This is a genomic window from Streptomyces sp. NPDC017936 (assembly GCF_044328485.1).
Taxonomy (GTDB): Bacteria; Actinomycetota; Actinomycetes; order Streptomycetales; family Streptomycetaceae; genus Streptomyces.
Genome location: NZ_JBIRHK010000012.1, coordinates 163,521 through 184,916, shown reverse-complemented (window position 1 = coordinate 184,916; position 21,396 = coordinate 163,521). Strand labels below are relative to the sequence as shown.

Here is a 21,396-nt window from a genome sequence, read left to right as displayed (position 1 = left end):
GCAAAGCGCTCCTGCAATCGTTTGGGAAGGTGTACCCCCATGCCTCTCGCGCTACTGGCCCTCGCGATCGGGGCCTTCGGAATCGGGACGACCGAGTTCGTGATCATGGGCTTGCTGCCCGAGGTCGCGGGCGACTACGGGGTCTCCATCCCCACGGCCGGCTTCCTCGTGACCGGCTACGCGCTCGGCGTCATGCTCGGCGCCCCGCTGATGACCGTCCTCGGCACCAAGGTGTCCCGCAAGCGGATGCTGATGCTGCTGATGGGCCTGTTCATCGTCGGCAACCTGCTCTCCGCCGTCGCCCCTGCCTTCTCCGTCATGCTGATCGGCCGGGTGATCGCCTCGCTCGCCCACGGCGCCTTCTTCGGCATCGGCTCCGTGGTCGCAGCCGACCTGGTCGCCCCGGACAAGAAGGCCGGCGCCATCGCCATGATGTTCACCGGCCTCACCGTCGCCAACGTCGTCGGTGTCCCGCTGGGCACCCTGGTCGGACAGAGCGTCGGCTGGCGCGTCACCTTCGGGATCGTCGCCGCGCTCGGCGTCGTCGGCCTGGCGGGCATCGCCCGGCTGGTCCCGGACATGCCCAGGCCGGAGGGCGTACGCCTGCGCCACGAACTGGCCGCCTTCAAGAACGCCCAGGTCCTGCTCGCCATGGCGATGACCGTCCTCGGCTTCGGCGGGGTCTTCGCGGCCATCACCTACATCGCGCCGATGATGACCCACGTGACCGGCTTCGCCGACGGGTCCGTCACCTGGCTGCTGGTCCTCTTCGGGCTCGGCATGGTCGGCGGCAACCTCGTCGGCGGCAGGTACGCCGACCGCGCCCTGATGCCGATGCTCTACGTCTCCCTGGGGGTCCTGGCGGTCGTCCTGGCGCTCTTCACCCTGACCGCCCACAACAAGGTCCTCGCGGCCGTCACGATCGCTCTGATCGGCGCCCTGGGCTTCGCCACCGTCCCGCCGCTGCAGAAGCGCGTCCTCGACCAGGCGCACGGCGCCCCGACGCTGGCCTCGGCGGTCAACATCGGCGCCTTCAACCTCGGCAACGCCCTGTCGGCCTGGCTCGGCGGCCTGGTCATCGCCGCCGGCCTCGGCTACACCGCGCCCAACTGGGTCGGCGCCGCCCTCGCCGCGGCCGCCCTGGTGCTGGCCCTCGTCTCGGCTGCGCTGGAGCGCCGCGACAGCGCCCCGAGCGCCGTCGTCGCCGGCAGTCCGAGCGTCGAGCGGCCGGCCGCCGTCCACCACTGAGCCCCGTCACCACCACAACCTCAGCACCACGACCAAGGAGAACTCCCCCTCATGAGCACCACCGCTGTCGCCCCCCTGACCATCGACGAGGCCGAGACCCTCATCACGGCCGCGCGCCGCGCCGCCGAGGCCGCCGGGGCCACGGTCAGCGTCACCGTCCTGGACGCGGGCGGCCATCTGCTGGCCTTCCGACGGGACGACCGCGCCGTACTGATCTCCGGCGAGACGAGCACCCGCAAGGCGTACACGGCGCTGCAGCTGAACACGCCCACCGCGGACCTCGTCGACGCCGTACAGCCCGGCGCTCCCTTCCACACCCTGCCCACCGCGCTCGACCGGCCGCTGCTGTTCATCGCCGGCGGTGTACCGGTCCGCCGTGACGGTCGCCTCATCGGTGCGATCGGGGTCGGTGGCGGCGCTCCGGAGCAGGATCACGGCTTCGCCACGGCCGCCCTCGAGACGCTCGCCTGACGGGACCGCGTCCCCGCGGGCGCATGAGAAACGCCGGTTCCCGACGAGCGAGGGGACCGGCGTCGCCGTGTCCGCGTCAGCCGGCCGCCACCGTCAGCGGAGCGAACCGACGGTTCCAGTCGCCCGGCAGTTCCGGGATCCCGTGGGTCATGACGGCATTGAAGGCGACGGACCGCAGCCCCCGCTCCTTCACCCACGCCAGCAGCTCCTCGTGGCGCACGTCGATGTCGGTGCGCAGGGGCCGGTCCGTGTGGGCGGCGAGGGCCGTCAGGAGTGCCTTCGCCGTCTCCGTGTCCCTCGCGATCAGCGGGCCCACCACATGGGTGTCCATGTTGGGCCAGGCGGCCGCGTAGCCGGTGATCCGGCCGTCGTCCTCGGCGACCCGCACCTGGTCGGCGAAGGCGGGCAGCCGGGCTATCACGTGGGTGCGGTCGGCGCCGAACACCTCCCCGTCGAGCCGGATGATCGTGCTGAGGTCCTCGGCCGTGGCCGCACGGGTGGCGACGCCGGGACCCGGTCCGTCGGACGTGAAGTGCCCGACCACCATCTCGGCCCGGCCCGTGACCTCGAACCCCAGCTTCTCGTACAGCGGACGGCCGTTCGGCGTCGCGTGCAGGGTCAGGGGGGTGGTGCCCATCGTGGAGACGACGTGCCGCATCAGGTACCGGCCGATGCCCTGGCGGGCGTACCGCTCGGCGACCAGCACCATGCCGATGGCACCGAGTTCCGGCCGGCCGTGCGGGCCGTACTCGGTGACCACGCAGGCGCTGACCAGGCCACCCTGCGGGTCGTCGATGCCGTACCCCTTGCCCGCGCTGAGGAGGAGGCCCCACTTGTGTTCTTCCCGGGGCCACCCCCGGTCCTCGGACAGGTCGGCGCAGGCGGTGAGATCGCGGTGCGTCAGGCGGCGAACGGGAAAAGAGGCGGGGGAAGGAGTCGGCACGCAGGTCAGGCTGTCCGACCATCACCTGCGACGTCCACCTGTTTCCCGGTGAGGCGCGTGCTTTTGGCCATGCCACGATCAGCTCCACAGCGTGCCGGCAGGCCGCCGGCGTTTCCCGTGCGCCACGTCGTGGCCGGGGAGCTCGTCGCCGTCGGGCGCCGGACGCCACCTCCGCCGGGCTCAGGCGCTGAACGGCGTTCCGGTTGTCACCCCAGGTCGGGCGCGTGCATGGCACGTACGCCCTCGATGTTGCCGTCGAGGTAGTGCCGCAGTGACAACGGCACGAGGTGAACGGAGGCGATGCCGACGCGGGTGAACGGAACCCGGACGATCTCGTACTCGCCGACCGGCTCGTCGATCTCGGGGCCGTGCCTCAGGGTCGGGTCCATGGACCCCAGACGGCAGACGAAGAAGTGCTGGACCTTCACCCCGGTGGCGCCGCCGTCCTCGCCGATGTGCTCGACGGTGTCGACGAAGCAGGGCACCACATCGGTGATCTTGGCGCCGAGCTCCTCGTACACCTCACGGTGCAGAGCCTCGACGACGGTCGCGTCCTCCGGTTCGACCCCGCCCCCGGGCGTGAGCCAGTACGGATCCATACCAGGCTTGGTGCGCTTGATCAGGATCAAGTCGTCGCCGTCCAGCAGAACGGCGCGGGCGGTGCGCTTGACCACGGGTCGGACGGTCATGGGAGAAATGTGGCCCGGCTGGTTCCACGTGAAACATCGCGAGAGGTCACCGGACGAGCTCGTTCCGTGAGGTCACGGGGAGGCCGTTCAGCACCAGTCGGCAGCCGTCCTGAGCAGCCCTTCGTGCGCCCGCGCGATGTGCGGCATCGCCAGTGTGCCGGTGCGCACCACCAGCACGTACGTCCGCAGCGGCGGCACCGCGGGCTCGTGGAGCTCGACGACGTCACCGCGGTCGAGCGCGGCCGCGCACAGGTAGCGGGGCAGCACCGCCAGACCGGCGCCCGCGATCACACAGGCGAGCACGGCACGCAGATCGGGAACGATGACGGTGCCCGAGGCGGCGGGACGCGAGTCGAAGACGGAGGCCCAGTAGCGGGAGACGAAGGGCAGCGACTCGTGGACCTCCACGACGGGGAGGTGCTTCAGCACGGACGCGTCCCTGCGGTGCGGTCTCTGCGCACCGATCGGCTCCGCCCGGTGCGGGGAGGCGATGAGGACGTGCTCCTCGTCGCACAGGGGGGTGGCGGTGAGGAGGCCGCCGCGGGGCCGGACCGTGCTGATGGCGAGGTCGTGGTGCCCGGCTGCCAGACCTTCCAGGACCTCCTCGGTGGTACCGAAGGAGGCGCGCAGGGCGAGGCCCTGTCCGTCGTCGCCGGACAGCTCGGTGAGGGCGGGCAGAGCCCGCTCGGCGGTGAACTCGGGGGGTCCGGCGAGATGCAGGGTCCGTACCGAGGACTCGTCGTCGAGTCCGGTCTCGGCGATCTCGACCAGCGCGTCGAGGTGCGGAGCGGCCTTGTGGGCGAGCTCGTCGCCGATGGTCGTCGGAGTGACGCCGCGGGCCTGGCGCAGGAAGAGGGGGCGCCCCAGCTGCCGTTCCAACGTGCGGATCTGGGAGGTCACGGCCGGCTGGGACAGCCCCAGCAGCGCGGCGGCGCGAGTGAAGGAGCCGGCCCGGTGCACGGTCACGAAAGTGCGCAGCAAGGCCAGATCCATGGAACGCCGCCCCTCCCCCTGTCCTGTCCCGGCCCCCGAGGCAGGGCCTCACTATAAATAAGTCGATAGGTCTCTGTCGCTACCGTGATTGGACACTGACACAGAGTCAACTAGCCTTGGTCACGCGGTTCTTCGCGCGCAGAACCGCGGACGGTCCGAGCCACGAGGGGGGAGGCTCGGACCGTCCGATGTGCGTAACGGGACACCGCGGGGTGCCCGTCGACGTTCACCGCGCCGACTCCTCCAGCGCGCGCAGCACATCCGCCACGAGGTCCTCGGGATCCTCGGCGCCGACCGACATGCGGATGAAGCCCTCCGGCACCGCGTCCCCGCCCCAGCGTCCGCGCCGTTCGGCCGTCGACCGCACCCCGCCGAAGCTCGTCGCATCGTCCACGAGCCGCAGCGCCTCCAGGAAACGCTCGGCACGCTCGCGGGTGGGCAGTGTGAAGGAGACCACGCACCCGTAGCGCCGCATCTGCTGCGAGGCCACCTTGTGGGACGGGTCGTCGGGCAGCCCCGGATACCGCAGCCCGGTCACCTCGGGCCTGCCCCGCAGCGCCTCGGCGACGGCCAGGGCGGCCGCCGTCTGCCGGTCGACGCGCAACTGCAGCGTGGCGATCGACCGGTGCGCGAGCCAGGCCTCCATCGGCCCCGGAATCGCTCCGACGATCTTGCGCCAGCGCCGTACGGCCGTCATCGGCTCGCCCGCGCGTCCGGTGACGTAGCCGAGGAGGACGTCGCCGTGTCCCGTGAGCTGCTTGGTGCCGCTGGCCACCGAGAAGTCGGCGCCGAGCGCCAGCGGACGCTGCCCGAGGGGCGTCGCGAGCGTGTTGTCGACGGCCACCAGGGCGCCGCGCCCGTGCGCCGCCTCGACGAGCCGCCGGATGTCGCAGACGTCGAGCCCGGGGTTCGACGGCGACTCGATCCACAGCAGCTTCGCGCCGTCGAGGACACCGAGCTGGGCGTCGCCACCGGTCGGCGCGGTGCGCACCTCGATGCCGTACGCCTCCAGCTGGGCGCGGACCAGGGGCAGCGCCTGGTAGCCGTCACTGGGCAGAACGACGGCGTCCCCGGCGCTCAGCTGGGAGAACAGCACCGACGAGATCGCGGCCATGCCGGAGGCGAAGGCCAGTGTCTCGACGCCGTCCTGTCCGGGCGCCTCCAGCTCGCCGATGGCCCGCTCCAGGTGGGTCCACGTCGGGTTCTCGTCGCGGCCGTAGGTGTACGGGCCCGTGGGCTCGCCCGGCAGGTGGAAGTGGGCGGCGAACACCGGACCCGGCAGGGTCGGCTCGTACTTCTCGGGCTCGGGCAGGCCCGCCCGCACCGCGCGCGTGCCCTCGCCGGCGGGCAGGTTCCCGGCCTTGGCGGAATCGTTCATACCCCTCGTCCTTCCACGTGCTCACGTACCGCGGCGAGCAGACCGTCACTCGCCTCCTCCACCATCTCAAGGCATTCCTCGAAACCGTCCCGGCTCCCGTAGTAGGGGTCGGGGACGTCGAGGTCGTCGCCCGCGGGTCCGGCAGGCGCGTGTGCCGCGCGGGACGAGGGCCGGCCGGGCGACGGAGGGGCGTAGGAACGCAGCAGACGCACCTTGCGGGCGTCCTCGTCCGTGGGCGCGAGGCGGCGCAGGGCCCTGAGGTGGCCGGAGTCCAGGGCGATCACGAGGTCGAGGTGCTCGAACCACGACCGCTCGAACACACGGGCCGTGTGCGCGACGGCGTAACCGTTCTCCTCCAGGACGGAGACGGCGCGCGGGTCGGCGCTCTCGCCCGCGTGCCAGTCGCCCGTGCCGGCGCTGTCGACCTCGACCAGCCCGTCGAGGCCGGCCTCCGCCACGCGCGCGCGGAACACCGACTCGGCCATCGGGGAACGGCAGATGTTGCCGGTGCAGACGAAGCAGACGCGGTAGGTCATCGCGGACTCAGTCCTCGTCGGGCAGGACGACGTTGAGGGCCCAGGAGACGACGGAGATGATCAGGCCGCCGACGACGGCCGTCCAGAAGCCCTCGACGTGGAAGCTCAGGTCGACCTTGTCCGCCAGCCACGAGGTGAGGAGCAGCATCAGCGCGTTGACGACCAGCGTGATCAGGCCGAGCGTGAGGACGAACAGCGGAAAGGTCAGCACCTTCACGACGGGCTTGACCACGATGTTGACCAGTCCGAAGATCAGCGCCACGACTATCAGGGTGCCGATCTTCCTGCCGGTGCTGTCACCGGTCAGAGTGATCTTGTCGAGCAGCCAGACGGCGACCGCCAGGGCGCCCGCGTTGGCGATCGTCTTGACTACGAAATTCTTCATGTGTCTGATCGTGGCAGAAGAGATCGGCTGCGAGCGTGGACGAGGGCGATGAAGGCATTCCGGCTGGACGAACTGGAGGCGGAGCGAGCCGCCAACGACGGTGCCTACCTGCAGTTCCTGCACGAACGGAACATGTCGGTCGGGCTGTACGCGCTCGACGCCGGGGACCACGATCCTCAGAATCCGCACGCTCAGGACGAGGTGTACTTCGTCGTGAGCGGGCGTGCGTCGCTCACCGTCGGCCTGGAGACGACCCAGGTGGCACGCGGCAGCGTGGTGTACGTGCCGGCCGGGGTCGCCCACAAGTTCCACCACATCAGCGAGGACCTGCGCGTCCTGGTCGTGTTCTCACCGCCCGAGGGCTGATCGTCTCCGTCCCGGAGCCGAGTGCGGGCTCGGGGTTCCCTAGGGGACCGGTCAGGGGAGGACAAGGGGTGCGAGGCCCCCGTCGGCAGGCTCGTCGGACCTAGCATCGACGGCAGGACATCGAAGGGGTCCGGCCCGTGCGAGGTGCCGGACATCGGACTGAACGAGGATGAGGACGAGGGCGATGCGAGAGATCTTTGCTGGGCTGCCGTGGTGGGTGAAGTGGGTGGCGGTGCCGGTCATCGCCCTGGTCGTGTTCGGCGGTCTGATAGCCAGTGTCGTCGGTTTCGTGATCGGCCTGCTCTTCAAGCTGCTGGTGTTCGTGGCACTGGTGGGCGGACTCGTCTACGTCGTACGGAAGTTCACGTCGAGTTCCTCGTCGCGCGGCGACTGGTGAGCGGTCGGGAGGCCGGAGACCGGTAACAGGAATCGCCGGTTCCCTCGGCCGGGGGAAGTTTCCCGGACGGCCGGTCCGTGAGCGGTGGCGGACGGTTAAAGTCCGGAGCCCGGCGCGGGGACGACCCCGCGAGCGGCGTATCCCCCCTCCCGTGTTCCCCGCACGGGCCGCCCTCTCGCGCTTCGGGAGCGACTCTTGCCCACGGTCGACACCGCATCAGCGACACCGTTCGCACCCCCTGCCCGTCCGTGTTCCACCGCGACTCCGCGCCAGCGTCCGCCGAGCGGAGGCGTCCCCGAACAGCCGCACTCCGCGATGACGCTCATCAGTTCCGTGCAGCGCGCGATGCGGCTGCTGGAGGCGGTCGCGGAGCACGCGTGCGGGGCTCCGGCCAAGCAACTGGCCCGCGAGACCGGCCTCGCGCTCCCCACGGCGTACCACCTGCTGCGCACCCTCGTGCACGAGGGATACCTCCGGCGGGACAAGGGGTTGTTCTTCCTCGGAGAGGCGGCCGAGCGGCTGGGCAGCAGCGGAGCCGCGCAGAAACGTCGCAGCACGGTCGTCGACACTCTCGCCCAATGGCGTGATTCGATCGGTGTCCCCGTGTACTACGCGCTGTACCGCGACGGTGAGATCGACGTCATGTGCGTCTCCGACACCCCGGGCATCCCGGCCGTCGAGGAATGGGCCGACTTCCGCGAAACCGGCCACGCGCACGCCATCGGGCAGTGCCTGCTGTCGCAGCTGGACGAGCGGTCCCGCCGCGACCACCTCGATCGCTACCCGGTGCAGTCCATCACCCCGTACACCGTCCGTGACGACCACACGCTGATGCGGCGGCTGGCCCGCTTCCGGCGTATGGACACGGTCGTCGAGCGCCAGGAGTACGCACTGGGCACGGTGTGCGCCGCGATCCCGATCACCGTGGGCGCGACCGCGGCCACCGTGGCGATCTCCCTGCCCGTCCACCAGGCCGACCGACTGCCGACGGCGGCACGGCAGTTGCAGAACGAGGTCGGCCGGATGCTGGGATCGCTCGCGATCTCTATCAGTATCTGAAAAATCACTCCTTGTGATCTGTCGTGTACGTTCAGCAAGATGCCTTGCACTATCAGGGGTTCATTCCCAGCCAGTTCACGGCCATGCGGGGTTAGGCGATGCGAGAGTCCGTACAAGCGGTTCAGGCAGAGGTCATGATGAGTTTTCTCGTCTCGGAGGAGCTCTCGTTCCGCATCCCGGTGGAGCTGGGCTACGAGACCTGTGATCCCTATGCCGTACGGCTCACTTTCCACCTGCCCGGGGACGCCCCCGTGACCTGGGCGTTCGGGCGGGAGCTGCTCATCGACGGGGTGGGGCGGCCGTGCGGCGAGGGAGACGTGCGCGTATCGCCCGTCGATCCGGACTCGCTGAGCGAGGTGCTGATCCGGCTTCAGGTCGGGGCCGACCAGGCGGTGTTCCGTTCCTCGGCGGCGCCGCTCGTCGCCTTTCTCGACCGCACGGACAAACTCGTGCCGCTGGGCCAGGAGGGGGCGCTCGCCGACTTCGACGCCCACCTCGAGGAGGCACTGGACCGGATCCTCGCGGAGGAGCAGAGCGCCGGCTGAGCGGTCGGCCGAACGGGGGAACGTTTCGACGCGGGGCGGGGCTCCGCAGGAACGCTTCTTCTGGGACGTCGCGGTCACGGACCGCCGGACCCTGCGTCCCGGACGACAGGGAGACCCGGTATCCGGCAGGCGGTGGAACCCGGCTGCCGGGAAGACAGGGCGGGGGCGCCCGGGTCCGTCCTCGGCAACGGCTCGGACGCCCCCCCCCGCACATCAGCGCTTGCGTCGTCTGCCCCGGCCGCTGCGGGCGGTCTGGGGCGCGGGGACCGCCGTACCGGCCGGTGAGGCCCCCGGCGCCGCCTGCGCGGCTGCGGCGGCCGCCCTGCCGGACTCCGGTCGGTCGGCCGAGACGACCAGGGCCGCGAGGGCCGTGGTCACCGGAACCGACGCCACCAGACCGATCGAGCCCACCAGTGTGCGCACGATCTCCTCGGCGACCAACTCGCTGTTGGCGACCGTGCCGACGTTGCTCTGGGCGATCGAGAAGAGCAGCAGCAGCGGCAGGGCGGCGCCGGCGTAGGCGAGGACGAGCGTGTTCACCACGGAGGCGATGTGGTCACGGCCGATCCGGATGGCGGCCCGGTACAGCCCCCGCCAGCCCATGGACGGGTTGGCCTCGTGCAGTTCCCAGACCGCCGACGTCTGGGTCACCGTCACATCGTCGAGGACGCCGAGCGAGCCGATGATGATGCCCGCGAGCAGCAGACCGCTCATGTCGATCGACGGATACAGGCCGTGGATCAGGCCGGTGTTGTCGTCCGTGTTGCCGGTGAGCGCGGCCCAGTCGATGAAGAGCGAGCCGAGGACGCCGATCAGCGACAGCGAGATGAGTGTGCCGAGCACCGCGACGGACGTACGGGCCGACAGGCCATGACACAGATAGAGCGCGATCAGCATGATGGCGCTCGACCCCACCACCGCCACGACCAGAGGGTTCGACCCCTGGAGGATCGCGGGCAGGATGAAGAAGTTCAGGATGAGGAAGCTGATGGCCAGGGCGATCAGCGCCATGACACCCCGCAGCCGGCCGACGACCACGACGGCGAGGGCGAAGATCAGGGCGAGCACCGTCATCGGAACGCGACGGTTCACGTCGGCCACCGAGTACTGGAGGTCCTTCGGCGCGGCGGGCTCGTAGGCGACCACGACCTTCTGGCCCTCGTCCAGCTGTCGTGACTGGTCCGGCTGCACGATCTCCGTGAACGTGCGTCCCTTGTCCTGACCCGTGTCCACCCGGATCGTGGCCCGCTTGCAGGTGCCGTTCGCCTGCTGCTGGGCGGAGGAGCCCTCGGCCGTGGAGGTGTCGCCGGTCGGGGCGCCGCCCGAGCCGTTCACCGACGAGCAGCTCAAGGTCTCCACCTTGGTCACCGTCGCGTGCTGGGTCTGCCGGTCGAAGCCGACGCCGGTGCGCTCGTGCGCCGGGGCGCCGCCGGGCCACAGCACGACCAGCCCGGCGAGCACCGCCACGGCGAACGGGACGAGGACGGCCGTGATGACCTTGCGCAGGTGCAGGGAGACGGGGGCGGCCGGGCCGTGACTGTGCGAGTGCCCGTGCCCCCCGCCTGAACCGGGTCCGTGCCCCTCGCCGGAACCGTGCCCGCCACCGGAACCGTGCCCGCCACCGGAACCGGGACCCGGCCCACCGCTGTGGCCGCCGTCCGGGGCGTGCGCGTGGAGGTGAGCGCCGGCCGGGTCACCGGCGGCGCCGTGTCCGCCCATGCCCGGGCGGTAGTCGTCCCTGCCGGAGCCGTACTCGCCTCTGCCCGGACCGTATTCGTCCCTGCCCGGCCCGCGCTCGCCGCCACCGGGCCCGTCGAGCCTCCGAGGCTCACCGGGCCCGTACCCGCCGCTCGGCGTCCGACCGTTGCCGGGGCCCCGCGCGCCATGGACCTCAGAGCGACCGTCGCCGGACCCGGGCCCCGGGGCGTGCCCGCCGCCGAAGGCGCGGTCGTCTCCGGGTGCGGGGATCCGGCCACGGCCGGTGCCGGGCCCGTGGCCGTTTCCGGCACCCGGCCCGCGGGGTGGTTCGGGTGGTGGATACGGAGGCTGGTGTGTCGTGGTCACCGCCCGATCATCGCAAGAACGAAGAGGGCCCCCTGTTCACCGCGCCCGAACTGCCGCTAGCGTGGGGGCACCTTTGCACACGCGGGAGCTCGGAGCACCGGGCTGAGAGGGCGCTGACCTCCGTCTTCGCGATGTTTCACGTGGAACGTCACCGACACCAGGTGATGTTTCACAGGAAACGTCGGCAGGCGGTAGCCGCTGCGTCGACCGCTGAACCTGTTACCGGGTAATGCCGGCGTAGGGAGTAGGTCTCATGACCAACAAGGACGCACGCACGCCTGCCTCCGCGCAGATCTCCGCCGAGAGCTCTGCCCACGGGGAGGCCGGGAAGTCCATCGGCTGGCACAAGGCGTATGTCGAGGGCACCCGCCCCGACCTGCGGGTGCCGGTCCGCCAGGTGCACCTCACCAACGGACGGTCGGTCACGCTGTACGACACCTCCGGCCCGTACACCGATCCGCACGTCGACACCGATGTCCGCAGGGGCCTGCCGCCGCTGCGGGAGAACTGGATCACCACGCGCGGCGACACCGAGGAGTACGCGGGCCGCCCCGTCCGTCCGGAGGACGACGGGATCAAGCACACCTCGCCGCGTGGTGGCCTGCGCAACCTCGACGCGGTCTTCCCGGGGCGTCCCCGTCTGCCGCGCCGGAGCCGTGACGGCAAGGCGGTCACCCAACTCGCGTACGCGCGCCGGGGGGAGGTCACCCCGGAGATGGAGTACGTGGCGATCCGGGAGAACGTGTCGCCCGAGGTGGTCCGTGAGGAGATCGCGGCGGGCCGTGCCGTCCTGCCCGCGAACGTCAACCACCCGGAGATCGAGCCGATGATCATCGGCAAGCGGTTCCTGGTGAAGGTCAACGCCAACATCGGCAACTCCGCCGTGACGTCCTCCATCGAAGAGGAGGTCGAGAAGATGACCTGGGCGACCCGCTGGGGAGCCGACACGGTCATGGACCTCTCCACCGGCCGCAACATCCACACCACCCGCGAGTGGGTGCTGCGCAACTCCCCCGTCCCCATCGGCACGGTGCCGCTCTACCAGGCCCTGGAGAAGGTCGACGGCAAGGCCGAGGAACTGACCTGGGAGATCTACAAGGACACCGTCATCGAGCAGGCCGAGCAGGGCGTGGACTACATGACGGTCCACGCGGGGGTACGTCTGCCGTACGTCCCGCTGACGGCGAACCGCAAGACCGGCATCGTCTCCCGCGGCGGCTCGATCATGGCGGCATGGTGCCTGGCCCACCACAAGGAGTCGTTCCTCTACGAGAACTTCGAGGAGCTGTGCGAGATCCTCGCCGCCTACGACGTCACGTACTCGCTCGGTGACGGTCTCCGGCCGGGCTCGATCGCGGACGCCAACGACGAGGCGCAGTTCGCGGAGTTGCGCACGCTCGGGGAACTCAACCGGATCGCGAAGCGCTTCCACGTCCAGACCATGATCGAGGGCCCGGGACACGTTCCGATGCACAAGATCAAGGAGAACATCGACCTCCAGCAGGAGATCTGCGACGAGGCTCCCTTCTACACGCTCGGCCCGCTGACGACGGACGTCGCACCGGCGTACGACCACATCACCTCCGGCATCGGTGCCGCGATGATCGCCTGGTGGGGCACGGCCATGCTCTGCTACGTCACGCCCAAGGAACACCTGGGTCTGCCCAACCGGGACGACGTCAAGACCGGCGTCATCACCTACAAGATCGCTGCCCATGCGGCCGATCTCGCCAAGGGCCACCCCGGGGCGCAGGAATGGGACGACGCGCTGTCCGACGCCCGGTTCGAGTTCCGTTGGGAGGACCAGTTCAACCTGGCCCTCGATCCGGACACGGCCCGTGAGTTCCACGACGAGACCCTGCCCGCGGAGCCGGCCAAGACCGCTCACTTCTGCTCGATGTGCGGGCCGAAGTTCTGCTCGATGAAGATCTCCCAGGACATCCGTCGCGAGCACGGTGGGTCACGTGCGGAGATCGAGGAGGGGATGGCGCAGAAGTCGAAGGAGTTCGCGGCGGCGGGGAACCGCGTGTATCTGCCGCTGGCGGACTGACGCCGGTCCCGCTCCGTACGGCGCCGGCTGTACGGCTTGCGCTCCCCTGTGGCGGGGGGCGCAAGCCGAAGGCCTACTCCGGCTGGTGTTCCGGGCCGCCGAAGTCCGGGCTGGTGTAGTCCGGGCTGCTGTAGCTCGGGCGGGAGCCGCCGGTGCGCCCGTCGTCGGGGCTGGTGAAGCCCGGGCGGTCGTAGCCGATCTTCGGCAGACGGCCGGTGGGCGCCTGCGGGGCCGGCTCGGAGTGCGACGCGGCGGCCGTGCCGGGGTCGGCGAGGGCCTCGCGCAGGAACGGCACGATGCCCCGTTCGAGCAGGGCTTCCCGCCAGGCTTCCCTGGCGCGGGCCACCTCGTCGCGCAGTTCGTCGTACGGGCCGGCCTCCACGGAGGGCCGGTTGCGCAGCGCGGTGAGGAGGAGTCCGACGGTGGCGACGAGGATGGCGGCCGCGGCGATGGCCCCGAACGCCCATCCGGCGGTGAGCATGGCCTGGGCGAACGACTGCCCGGGGCTGAGCATGCTGAGGAGGTAACCGACGAGCAGGAAGATCACCGCGGCGGTTCCGGCGAGAACGGGGGTGAGGACGGCGGCGATGGCGACGGCGCCCGCCCCGGCGCCCTCGGCGACCTGCGCGGCCTCTCCCATGGTGGTGGCGAGCCCCAGACCGCCCACGCCCGGCTCACCGGAACCGGACTCGTGGGCGGGTGACGACGGGGTGGACGGCGCCGGGTGGCGCAGTTCCTCGCGGACCTTCACGTAGTGCTGGTACTCGGTCGCCGCGGCCGCCGCGATGAGCGCGGTGGCGTTGAGCGCCATGGTGCGCAGTTGTTCGGCGTTCAGCCGCTGTCCGACAGCGGTCAGGTGCGGGTGGTGTGGTGCGGAGCGCAGCGCCTCGTCGAGGACCCGCTCGTACTCCTGGCGGTCCTCGCTGTGCAGGTGCTGCGGAACGCTGTTCATGTGCATCCCCCGATGCTCCGTAGGGCTTGGGGCTCGCATGCCAACGAGCCGTCGGGCAGAAACGGAGGGGAGCCTGCTACGGATAAGCCGATGGTAGAGCGGCGACGGCCTGAGGTAACAGGGGGTTCGCGGAAATTGGCCCCTGGCCTGCGGTGTCGTCGGACGTCTCCGGCGCGGGGGAGCGCCGGAGACGTGAACGGTCAAACGATCAGCGGCAGTTGCTGGACCAGCAGCTTTCCGGCCATCGTCACGCCGCCGTCCATCGCGATGGCCAGCCCGTCGGCGTAGACGTGCGGTCCCTCGACGACGGGACCGGCCGCGTCGTCGCCGTCCTCGGAGCCGACCTCGCCCAGCAGGTACGGGATCGGGCTGTGGCCGTGAACGATGCGGGTGCCGCCGTACGTATCCAGGAGCGAGCGGACGGCGTCGGCGCCGCCTTCGTCGCGGAAGGAGAAGCGCTTGGTGAACTTGCGGAACAGGTCCCAGACTTCGTCCGCGTCGTTACGGGTGATCGTCTCGCGGACGGTGTCGTTGACCGCCTCGATCGAGTCGCCGTAGTCGAGGTAGGCGGTGGTGTCGGAGTGCACGAGCAGATGACCGTCGACCTCCTCGATGGCGTCGAGGCGGGCCATCCACTGCAGGTGGTGGTCCTGGAGGCGGTCCATGTCGGACTTCTGGCCGCCGTTGAGCAGCCAGGCCGCCTGGAAGGTGGCGGTGCCCGCGCCGGAGTTGACGGGGGTGTCGCCGAAGCGCTTGGCGCCGAGCAGGAGCAGCTCGTGGTTGCCCATGAGGGCCTTGCAGTAGCCGCCGGCCGCGGCCGCTTCGGCGGACAGGCGCATGACGAGGTCGATGACGCCGATACCGTCCGGGCCGCGGTCGGTGAAGTCGCCCAGGAACCACAGCCGGGCGGTGCCCGCGCACCAGCGGCCCGCCGCGTCGACCAGGCCCTTCTCCTGGAGGGCGGCGACCAGCTCGTCGAGGTAGCCGTGCACGTCGCCGACGACGAACAGCGGACCGGGTCCGTTCGCGGGCAGCGGGGCCTGGACCGCCGCCGGGTCGACGGTCACCTGCAGGGTGTCGCCCCGGTTGATGACGGGCAGGTCCCGCTGGGTGGGCGTGTAGCCCTCGGGGTGCTCGAGAGGCTCCTCGAGGGGCGGCGCGACGTTCCCGGGATGGCTGTCGTGCGCGTACGGACCGGTCTCGTGGACATACGCGGGCACCCGGAAGTCACGCACCGTCGCCGTACGTTCCACCTCGGGTCCCTGACCGGCCCCCTGAGTCATCAGACCCCTCCACCATCGCGCCGCATCTGCACCGCTTCGGACTGCCTGGTCGCAACGGTCCGCGGTGCCGTGCGCCCATCATAGGAACGCGGATCGTGCCGTGTGATGACCCAGGGGTGGTGAATCGGAGCAAGGCTCCAGTTCGGCGCGGCTTTCGCCCCGATTGGGCCCGGGTTCGGCCGTCCCCGCTCACCCTGCGAACACTCACTCGACTCTCTCGCCTCACGCATCTCGGCGCGTCACGGGCGAGTCGTGGGACCGGCGCGTCGCGCTCGCGGCCCCCGCGTGCCGTCCGGTTCCGATGAGATCACCGGGTGTCGCGGCCCGGGCGGCATCCGGCCCGGCCGTCGCGGGCCTCGCGGTTCGGTGCCCCTGTGCGGTGCCGTCACCGTGGAACCCCTGCCCGGCACCCCGGGCGACGGCCCGCACGTCGTCCCTCTCCGTACGTGTCCGTCCGGTGCCCGACCCGGCCTCCCCGGCCCGCCGACTGGGCGGCAGCGCGTGCAGACGTCCCCGTGCCCCTCGAGATCCCGCGGTGACGCCCTTCAGATCCCTTCGGGAGCCCGCGGCGGACTCACGGTCGTGCGCTGCGCGCGTCGCTGGGACGAGGTACGCACGATCAGTTCGGTCGGTATCACCTGTTCGACGGGCCGGTCCGACTGGAGGCCCTCGATGGCGTCGATGAGGAGCTGGACCACCGCCGTGCCGATGCGGCGCGGCTTCAGGGACAGCGTGGTGATGGGCGGCTCGGTGCTGGCGTACACCGTGGACTCGCTGCAGCACACCAGCAGCAGGTCCTCCGGTACCCGCAGTCCGTAACGGCGGGCGGCGGCGAGCAGATCGGTGCCGTTGGGGTCGAACAGGCCGTAGACGGCGTCGGGACGGTCGGGGCGGGCCAGCAGCCGGTCGGCGGCGACGGCGCCCGCACACGGATCGTGGGCGGGGTAGGCCTCGTAGACCGGGTCCTGGCCGACCCGTTCGCACCAGCTGAGGTAGGCGCTGGTCGACAGGTGGGTGTACGTGTCGGTGGTGGTGCCGGTCAGCAGGCCGATGCGACGGGCACCGGCGTCGGCGAGGTGGTCGAGGATGTCGAGGACGGCGGCCTCGTGGTCGTTGTCGACCCAGGCGGTGACCGGGAGCTCGCCGCACGGGCGGCCGTCGGAGACGACGGGTAAGCCCTGACGGACGAGCTCACCGACCACCGGATCCTGGTCGGAGGGGTCGATGACGACCGTGCCGTCCAGGGCGACGTTCGACCACACGTCGTGGCGCGAGGTCGCGGGGAGGATGACGAGCGCGTAGCCCCGGGCGAGGGCCGCGGAGGTCGCGGCGCGCGCCATCTCGGCGAAGTACGCGAACTCGGTGAAGGTGAAAGGTTCATCCCCGTACGTCGTCACGGTCAGGCCGATGAGGCCCGACTTGCCGGTCCGGAGGGTTCTGGCCGCTGCCGAGGGGCGATAGCCGAGTCGGTCGGCGACCTCGCGGACGTGGCGTCGGGTGGCATCCGGGAGCCTGCCCTTGCCGTTGAGGGCGTCGGAGACGGTCGTGATGGACACTCCGGCGGCGGCGGCCACGTCCCTGATGCCCGCTCGGCCCGGCCGGCTGCCTCGGCGTGAGGTTTCCGCGCGGCTCACCTGGTGCTTCCCTGCTGCTGTCATGGCGAGCCGATAGTAGGGCTCATCCGGTGGGGTAGGGCGGACGCATATGCACGCGTTGACAGGCACGTTTCTGCATGATCGAAAAAGGCCATACCCCTGCGAACGCAAGCTGGTTGAGGCAATCCATGTCAGTACGTGGGGTGTGGGCACGGATGAGCCTGCCAAGGCACCGATGTTTCGAAGAGGTCTCAACTCACCTGCACGAGGGATGCGCGCCAAGGCGCGAGCCACCGGCGCGTAGATATATGTGAGGCGCGCCCCCGATTCGTACGCCTTCCTGTGGTGATGTCGCTGATGTGGGCCTGTGGAGCGTGGGACGGGGCCGTGGGCCGGGGAGGAGGTGCGCGGGTGCGGGGTGGCGATCGCGGGATCCGCGTGCGGGTGCCGGGGCGGGGGTCATGAGGTCGGAGGGCGGTGCCGGGGCGGTGATCGAGGGGTCCGTGGCCGACTGCTCGTCCACAGCTGTTCGCACCCGGGCCGAATCCTCATAAGGTGAGCAGTATTGAAGCCGGTGGTGGTCACGAGGAGGACTGCGGTGAGCGAGACGAGCCCCAAGCTGCGCGCCGAGCTGGAGGGGATCCCCACCTACAAGCCGGGCAAGCCGGCCGCGGCCGGTGGCCCCGTGGCCTACAAGCTGTCCTCGAACGAGAACCCGTACCCGCCCCTGCCGGGTGTGCTGGAACGGGTCACAGCCGCTGCCGCGTCCTTCAACCGTTACCCGGACATGGCGTGCTCGGGACTGGTGGACGAGCTCTCCGAGCGCTTCGGTGTGCCTGCGGCCCACGTCGCCACCGGCACCGGTTCGGTCGGCGTCGCCCAGCAGCTGATCCAGGCGACGGCGGGGCCCGGTGACGAGGTGATGTACGCCTGGCGGTCCTTCGAGGCGTACCCGATCATCACGCAGATCAGTGGTGCGACGTCGGTCCAGGTGCCGCTGACCCCGGGGTACGTGCACGATCTGGACGCGATGGCGGACGCGATCACCGAGCGGACCCGGCTGATCTTCGTCTGCAACCCCAACAACCCCACCGGGACCGTTGTGAAGCGGGCGGAGCTGGAGCGGTTCCTGGACCGGGTGCCTCGTGATGTGCTGGTCGTGCTCGACGAGGCCTACCGGGAGTTCATCCGCGATCCCGAGGTGCCGGACGGCGTCGAGCTGTACCGGGACCGGCCCAACGTCTGTGTGCTGCGGACCTTCTCCAAGGCGTACGGCCTTGCCGGGCTGCGGGTCGGTTTCGCGATCGCCCATGAGCCGGTGGCGGCGGCCCTGCGCAAGACGGCGGTGCCGTTCGGCGTCAGCCAGCTCGCCCAGGAGGCGGCCGTCGCCTCGCTGCAGGCCGAGGACGAGCTGTTCGGACGCGTGGGCTCCCTGGTCTGCGAGCGCAAGCGCGTGGTCGAGGGGCTGCGCGAGCAGGGCTGGACCGTGCCGGAGACGCAGGCGAATTTCGTGTGGCTCGGGCTCGGTGAGCGCACGGGCGCCTTCGCGGCCGCATGTGAGCAGGCCGGGGTCGTGGTCCGGCCGTTCGCGGGCGAGGGAGTGCGGGTGACGGTCGGGGAGGCCGAGGCCAATGACATCTTCCTGAAGGTGGCGGAAGGGTTCCGGAAGGAGCTGTAGGACGGTCCGACCCCCGTTCGACAGTTGCCGGGCGCCTTGGTTTCACGTGAAACCAAGGCGCCTTTGTCGTTTCCCGGCCCGGCGCTCGCCCCGGGTGACAGGAGTCACGCACATTGGTGACCCCCGCCGACAAGGTGTCGAACGGCTATGCGTCATACTTGCTTGTGAATGTGAACGCTTTCACAAGCGTGCGAGGTTAAGGAGCGGCGACGTGGACCTGGCTTTGGCGCCGGAGACTCTGGCGCGCTGGCAGTTCGGCATCACGACCGTCTATCACTTCCTGTTCGTGCCCCTGACGATCTCGCTGGCCGCTCTCGTGGCCGGCCTGCAGACCGCCTGGGTGCGCACGGAGAAGGAGAAGTACCTCAGGGCGACCAAGTTCTGGGGCAAGCTCTTCCTGATCAACATCGCGATGGGCGTGGTCACGGGCATCGTGCAGGAGTTCCAGTTCGGCATGAACTGGTCCGACTACTCGCGCTTCGTCGGCGACGTCTTCGGTGCCCCGCTCGCCTTCGAGGCCCTCATCGCGTTCTTCTTCGAGTCCACCTTCATCGGACTGTGGATCTTCGGGTGGGACAAGCTGCCCAAGAAGATCCACCTGGCCTGCATATGGATGGTCTCGATCGGCACGATCCTGTCGGCCTACTTCATCCTCGCGGCCAACTCGTGGATGCAGCACCCGGTCGGCTACCGGATCAACGAGGCGAAGGGACGGGCCGAGCTCACCGACTTCTGGCATGTGCTCACCCAGAACACCGCGCTCGCCCAGGCCTTCCACACCCTCTCCGCGGCCTTCCTCACCGGTGGTGCCTTCATGGTGGGCATCTCCGCCTTCCACCTGGTGCGCAAGAGGCACATCCGCGAGATGAAGACCTCCCTGCGGCTGGGTCTGGTCACCGTCGCCATCGGTGGTCTGCTCACCGCGGTCAGCGGTGACGTCCTCGGCAAGATCATGTTCGATCAGCAGCCGATGAAGATGGCCGCGGCCGAGGCACTGTGGGACGGCGAGGCTCCGGCACCCTTCTCCGTCTTCGCGTACGGCGACGTCGACGAGGGCCACAACAAGGTGGCCGTCGAGATCCCCGGCCTGCTGTCCTTCCTCGCCAACGACGACTTCAGCTCCTATGTCCCCGGGATCAACGACGTCAACAAAGCGGAGCAGGAGAAGTTCGGGCCCGGCGACTACCGGCCCAACATCCCCGTCGCCTACTGGGGCTTCCGCTGGATGATCGGCTTCGGCATGACGTCCTTCGCCATCGGCCTGGCCGGACTGTGGCTGACCCGCAAGAAGTTCATGCTGCCGCAGCACCTGCGGGTGGGTGACGACGAAGTGCCCCACCTGGTCCTGCTTCCGAAGAAGGCGCTCAGCCCCAAGCTCACCAAGCTGTACTGGCTCGCGGCGATCTGGACCCTGGGCTTCCCGCTCCTCGCCAACTCCTGGGGCTGGATCTTCACCGAGATGGGCCGACAGCCCTGGGTCGTCTACGGCGTCCTGCGCACCACCGACGCGGTCTCCCCCGGCGTCTCCCAGGGCGAGGTCCTCACCTCGATGACCGTCTTCACGGCCCTGTACGCCGTCCTCGCCGTCGTGGAGGTCAAGCTGCTGGTGAAGTACGTGAAGGCCGGCCCGCCCGAGCTCACCGCGGCCGACCTCAACCCGCCCACGAAGATCGGCGGCGACTCCCGTGACGCCGACAAGCCGATGGCCTTCTCGTACTAGGCCGAGGGAGCTGCACAGTCATGGAACTGCACGACGTCTGGTTCGTCCTGATCGCCGTCCTGTGGACCGGCTACTTCTTCCTGGAGGGCTTCGACTTCGGGGTCGGCGTCCTCACCAAGCTGCTCGCCCGCGACCGGCCCGAGCGGCGGGTGCTCATCAACACCATCGGGCCGGTCTGGGACGGCAACGAGGTCTGGCTGCTCTCGGCGGGCGGCGCCACCTTCGCCGCCTTCCCCGAGTGGTACGCCACGCTCTTCTCCGGCTTCTACCTGCCGCTGCTGTTCATCCTGGTCTGCCTCATCGTGCGGGGCGTCGCCTTCGAGTACCGGGCCAAGCGGCCCGAGGAGAACTGGCAGCGCAACTGGGAGCACGCGATCTTCTGGACCTCGCTTCTCCCGGCGTTCCTGTGGGGCGTGGCCTTCGGCAACATCGTGCGGGGCGTGAAGATCGACCGCAACTTCGAGTACGTCGGCGGTCTCGGGGATCTGCTCAACCCCTACGCGCTGCTCGGCGGTCTGGTGACCCTGACGCTGTTCACCTTCCACGGGGCGGTGTTCACGGCCCTCAAGACGGTCGGTGACATCCGGGAGCGGGCGCGAAAGCTGGCGTTCAAGGTCGGTCTGGCGACCGCCGTCTTCTCCCTGGTCTTCCTGCTGTGGACCCAGGTCGACGGCGGTGACGGCAAGAGCCTGGTCGCGTTGGCCGTGGCGGTCGTCGCATTGGTCGCGGCGCTCGTCGCGAACCAGGCCGGCCGGGAGGGATGGTCGTTCGCCCTGTCCGGCGTCACCATCGTGGCCGCGGTGGCGATGCTGTTCCTGACGCTCTTCCCGAACGTCATGCCGTCGACGCTCGACGATCAGTGGAGTCTTACGGTGTCCAACGCCTCGTCGAGCCCCTACACCCTGAAGATCATGACCTGGTGTGCGGTGATCGCCACACCGATCGTGATGCTCTACCAGGGCTGGACCTACTGGGTCTTCCGCAAGCGGATCGGTACGCAGCACATCGCTGAGCCTGCGCACTGAGTCCGAGATGGGGCATGTT

The 21,396-nt window shown here is 70.0% G+C and carries 20 protein-coding genes and 1 riboswitch; of the genes, 10 read left to right on the top strand and 10 right to left on the bottom strand.

The genetic code is table 11. The features are described from left to right. The first annotated feature begins 39 nt into the window (after nt 1-39). Together ACH4F6_RS25060 and ACH4F6_RS25055 are read left to right on the top strand one after the other, a co-directional pair. Nucleotides 40-1,248 (top strand): MFS transporter, encoded by a 1,209-nt coding sequence (locus ACH4F6_RS25060; protein ID WP_397962548.1) that lies wholly within the window; start codon nt 40-42, stop codon nt 1,246-1,248. Nucleotides 1,249-1,299: 51 nt separating this feature from the next. Beyond that, the gene (locus ACH4F6_RS25055; RefSeq protein ID WP_397962547.1) at nt 1,300-1,719 is read left to right on the top strand and encodes a heme-binding protein; all 420 of its coding nucleotides are present in this window, start codon (nt 1,300-1,302) and stop codon (nt 1,717-1,719) included. 76 nt (nt 1,720-1,795) lie between these two features. Here the strand turns inward: ACH4F6_RS25055 and ACH4F6_RS25050 are convergent, their stop codons facing one another. The 6 genes from ACH4F6_RS25050 to ACH4F6_RS25025 all read right to left on the bottom strand — a co-directional run bounded on the left by ACH4F6_RS25050 (nt 1,796) and on the right by ACH4F6_RS25025 (nt 6,643). Beyond that, nucleotides 1,796-2,662: a GNAT family N-acetyltransferase gene (locus ACH4F6_RS25050; protein ID WP_397962546.1), complete on the bottom strand. Its 867-nt coding sequence runs from the start codon at nt 2,660-2,662 to the stop codon at nt 1,796-1,798. A 206-nt stretch (nt 2,663-2,868) separates the two neighbouring features. Next, nucleotides 2,869-3,351 (bottom strand): NUDIX domain-containing protein, encoded by a 483-nt coding sequence (locus ACH4F6_RS25045; RefSeq protein WP_397962545.1) that lies wholly within the window; start codon nt 3,349-3,351, stop codon nt 2,869-2,871. A gap of 87 nt (nt 3,352-3,438) precedes the next feature. Continuing rightward, a complete protein-coding gene (locus ACH4F6_RS25040) occupies nt 3,439-4,344 on the bottom strand; it encodes a LysR family transcriptional regulator (protein ID WP_397962544.1) in 906 nt (301 codons plus the stop codon). Between the two features lie 226 nt (nt 4,345-4,570). Next, complete coding sequence (locus ACH4F6_RS25035) at nt 4,571-5,722, bottom strand: cystathionine gamma-lyase (protein ID WP_397962543.1); 1,152 nt, start codon at nt 5,720-5,722, stop codon at nt 4,571-4,573. Beyond that, nucleotides 5,719-6,258: a low molecular weight protein-tyrosine-phosphatase gene (locus tag ACH4F6_RS25030; RefSeq protein WP_397962542.1), complete on the bottom strand. Its 540-nt coding sequence runs from the start codon at nt 6,256-6,258 to the stop codon at nt 5,719-5,721. Before ACH4F6_RS25030 ends, ACH4F6_RS25035 begins: the two co-directional genes overlap by 4 nt. A gap of 7 nt (nt 6,259-6,265) precedes the next feature. Beyond that, nucleotides 6,266-6,643, bottom strand: coding sequence for a phage holin family protein (locus tag ACH4F6_RS25025; protein ID WP_397962541.1), 378 nt, complete (start codon nt 6,641-6,643; stop codon nt 6,266-6,268). Nucleotides 6,644-6,691: 48 nt separating this feature from the next. On the opposite strand from ACH4F6_RS25025, the gene ACH4F6_RS25020 reads away from it, so the two are divergent. The 4 genes from ACH4F6_RS25020 (at nt 6,692) to ACH4F6_RS25005 (ending at nt 9,010) form a co-directional block, all read left to right on the top strand. Then, nucleotides 6,692-7,009 (top strand): cupin domain-containing protein, encoded by a 318-nt coding sequence (locus ACH4F6_RS25020; protein WP_397962540.1) that lies wholly within the window; start codon nt 6,692-6,694, stop codon nt 7,007-7,009. Nucleotides 7,010-7,193: 184 nt separating this feature from the next. Next, the gene (locus tag ACH4F6_RS25015) at nt 7,194-7,406 is read left to right on the top strand and encodes a DUF5326 family protein (protein ID WP_397962539.1); all 213 of its coding nucleotides are present in this window, start codon (nt 7,194-7,196) and stop codon (nt 7,404-7,406) included. A gap of 315 nt (nt 7,407-7,721) precedes the next feature. After that, on the top strand, nt 7,722-8,465 hold the full coding sequence (locus tag ACH4F6_RS25010; RefSeq protein WP_397962538.1) for an IclR family transcriptional regulator: 744 nt from the start codon (nt 7,722-7,724) through the stop codon (nt 8,463-8,465). A gap of 98 nt (nt 8,466-8,563) precedes the next feature. Next, entirely contained in the window at nt 8,564-9,010 is a 447-nt protein-coding gene (locus ACH4F6_RS25005; RefSeq protein WP_397962537.1) for an SsgA family sporulation/cell division regulator, read from the top strand. Nucleotides 9,011-9,223: 213 nt separating this feature from the next. Here ACH4F6_RS25005 and ACH4F6_RS25000 read toward each other — a convergent pair whose 3' ends face one another. After that, the gene (locus ACH4F6_RS25000) at nt 9,224-10,729 is read right to left on the bottom strand and encodes a YibE/F family protein (RefSeq protein ID WP_397962536.1); all 1,506 of its coding nucleotides are present in this window, start codon (nt 10,727-10,729) and stop codon (nt 9,224-9,226) included. A gap of 416 nt (nt 10,730-11,145) precedes the next feature. After that, nucleotides 11,146-11,335: riboswitch (TPP riboswitch) on the top strand. Here ACH4F6_RS25000 and thiC point away from each other — a divergent pair. Further along, nucleotides 11,328-13,124, top strand: coding sequence for a phosphomethylpyrimidine synthase ThiC (gene thiC / locus ACH4F6_RS24995; protein ID WP_397962535.1), 1,797 nt, complete (start codon nt 11,328-11,330; stop codon nt 13,122-13,124). It overlaps the preceding riboswitch by 8 nt. A gap of 73 nt (nt 13,125-13,197) precedes the next feature. Here the strand turns inward: thiC and ACH4F6_RS24990 are convergent, their stop codons facing one another. The 3 genes from ACH4F6_RS24990 to ACH4F6_RS24980 form a co-directional block, all read right to left on the bottom strand. Next, entirely contained in the window at nt 13,198-14,082 is an 885-nt protein-coding gene (locus tag ACH4F6_RS24990) for a hypothetical protein (protein WP_397962534.1), read from the bottom strand. Between the two features lie 194 nt (nt 14,083-14,276). After that, nucleotides 14,277-15,359, bottom strand: a complete 1,083-nt coding sequence (locus ACH4F6_RS24985; protein ID WP_397962533.1) for a metallophosphoesterase — start codon at nt 15,357-15,359, stop codon at nt 14,277-14,279. A 545-nt stretch (nt 15,360-15,904) separates the two neighbouring features. Next, complete coding sequence (locus tag ACH4F6_RS24980) at nt 15,905-17,017, bottom strand: LacI family DNA-binding transcriptional regulator (protein ID WP_397962532.1); 1,113 nt, start codon at nt 17,015-17,017, stop codon at nt 15,905-15,907. 535 nt (nt 17,018-17,552) lie between these two features. Between ACH4F6_RS24980 and hisC the strand changes: the two genes are divergently transcribed. From hisC to cydB, 3 genes are all read left to right on the top strand, one after another. After that, complete coding sequence (hisC, locus tag ACH4F6_RS24975; protein WP_397962531.1) at nt 17,553-18,632, top strand: histidinol-phosphate transaminase; 1,080 nt, start codon at nt 17,553-17,555, stop codon at nt 18,630-18,632. A gap of 211 nt (nt 18,633-18,843) precedes the next feature. Next, nucleotides 18,844-20,352, top strand: coding sequence for a cytochrome ubiquinol oxidase subunit I (locus ACH4F6_RS24970; RefSeq protein WP_397962530.1), 1,509 nt, complete (start codon nt 18,844-18,846; stop codon nt 20,350-20,352). 20 nt (nt 20,353-20,372) lie between these two features. Beyond that, the gene (gene cydB / locus ACH4F6_RS24965; protein WP_397962529.1) at nt 20,373-21,377 is read left to right on the top strand and encodes a cytochrome d ubiquinol oxidase subunit II; all 1,005 of its coding nucleotides are present in this window, start codon (nt 20,373-20,375) and stop codon (nt 21,375-21,377) included. The last annotated feature ends 19 nt before the right edge of the window (nt 21,378-21,396 follow it).

Excerpts from the sequence above, each read along its gene's own strand:
- ACH4F6_RS25060 (WP_397962548.1), top strand. The coding sequence starts at position 40 with ATGCCTCTCGCGCTACTGGCCCTCGCGATCGGGGCCTTCGGAATCGGG.
- ACH4F6_RS25055 (WP_397962547.1), top strand. The coding sequence starts at position 1,300 with ATGAGCACCACCGCTGTCGCCCCCCTGACCATCGACGAGGCCGAGACC.
- ACH4F6_RS25045 (WP_397962545.1), bottom strand. The coding sequence starts at position 3,351 with ATGACCGTCCGACCCGTGGTCAAGCGCACCGCCCGCGCCGTTCTGCTG.
- ACH4F6_RS25040 (WP_397962544.1), bottom strand. The coding sequence starts at position 4,344 with ATGGATCTGGCCTTGCTGCGCACTTTCGTGACCGTGCACCGGGCCGGC.
- ACH4F6_RS25035 (WP_397962543.1), bottom strand. The coding sequence starts at position 5,722 with ATGAACGATTCCGCCAAGGCCGGGAACCTGCCCGCCGGCGAGGGCACG.
- ACH4F6_RS25030 (WP_397962542.1), bottom strand. The coding sequence starts at position 6,258 with ATGACCTACCGCGTCTGCTTCGTCTGCACCGGCAACATCTGCCGTTCC.
- ACH4F6_RS25025 (WP_397962541.1), bottom strand. The coding sequence starts at position 6,643 with ATGAAGAATTTCGTAGTCAAGACGATCGCCAACGCGGGCGCCCTGGCG.
- ACH4F6_RS25020 (WP_397962540.1), top strand. The coding sequence starts at position 6,692 with ATGAAGGCATTCCGGCTGGACGAACTGGAGGCGGAGCGAGCCGCCAAC.
- ACH4F6_RS25015 (WP_397962539.1), top strand. The coding sequence starts at position 7,194 with ATGCGAGAGATCTTTGCTGGGCTGCCGTGGTGGGTGAAGTGGGTGGCG.
- ACH4F6_RS25010 (WP_397962538.1), top strand. The coding sequence starts at position 7,722 with ATGACGCTCATCAGTTCCGTGCAGCGCGCGATGCGGCTGCTGGAGGCG.
- ACH4F6_RS25005 (WP_397962537.1), top strand. The coding sequence starts at position 8,564 with ATGCGAGAGTCCGTACAAGCGGTTCAGGCAGAGGTCATGATGAGTTTT.
- ACH4F6_RS25000 (WP_397962536.1), bottom strand. The coding sequence starts at position 10,729 with ATGGGCGGACACGGCGCCGCCGGTGACCCGGCCGGCGCTCACCTCCAC.
- thiC (WP_397962535.1), top strand. The coding sequence starts at position 11,328 with ATGACCAACAAGGACGCACGCACGCCTGCCTCCGCGCAGATCTCCGCC.
- ACH4F6_RS24990 (WP_397962534.1), bottom strand. The coding sequence starts at position 14,082 with ATGCACATGAACAGCGTTCCGCAGCACCTGCACAGCGAGGACCGCCAG.
- ACH4F6_RS24985 (WP_397962533.1), bottom strand. The coding sequence starts at position 15,359 with ATGACTCAGGGGGCCGGTCAGGGACCCGAGGTGGAACGTACGGCGACG.
- ACH4F6_RS24980 (WP_397962532.1), bottom strand. The coding sequence starts at position 17,017 with ATGACAGCAGCAGGGAAGCACCAGGTGAGCCGCGCGGAAACCTCACGC.
- cydB (WP_397962529.1), top strand. The coding sequence starts at position 20,373 with ATGGAACTGCACGACGTCTGGTTCGTCCTGATCGCCGTCCTGTGGACC.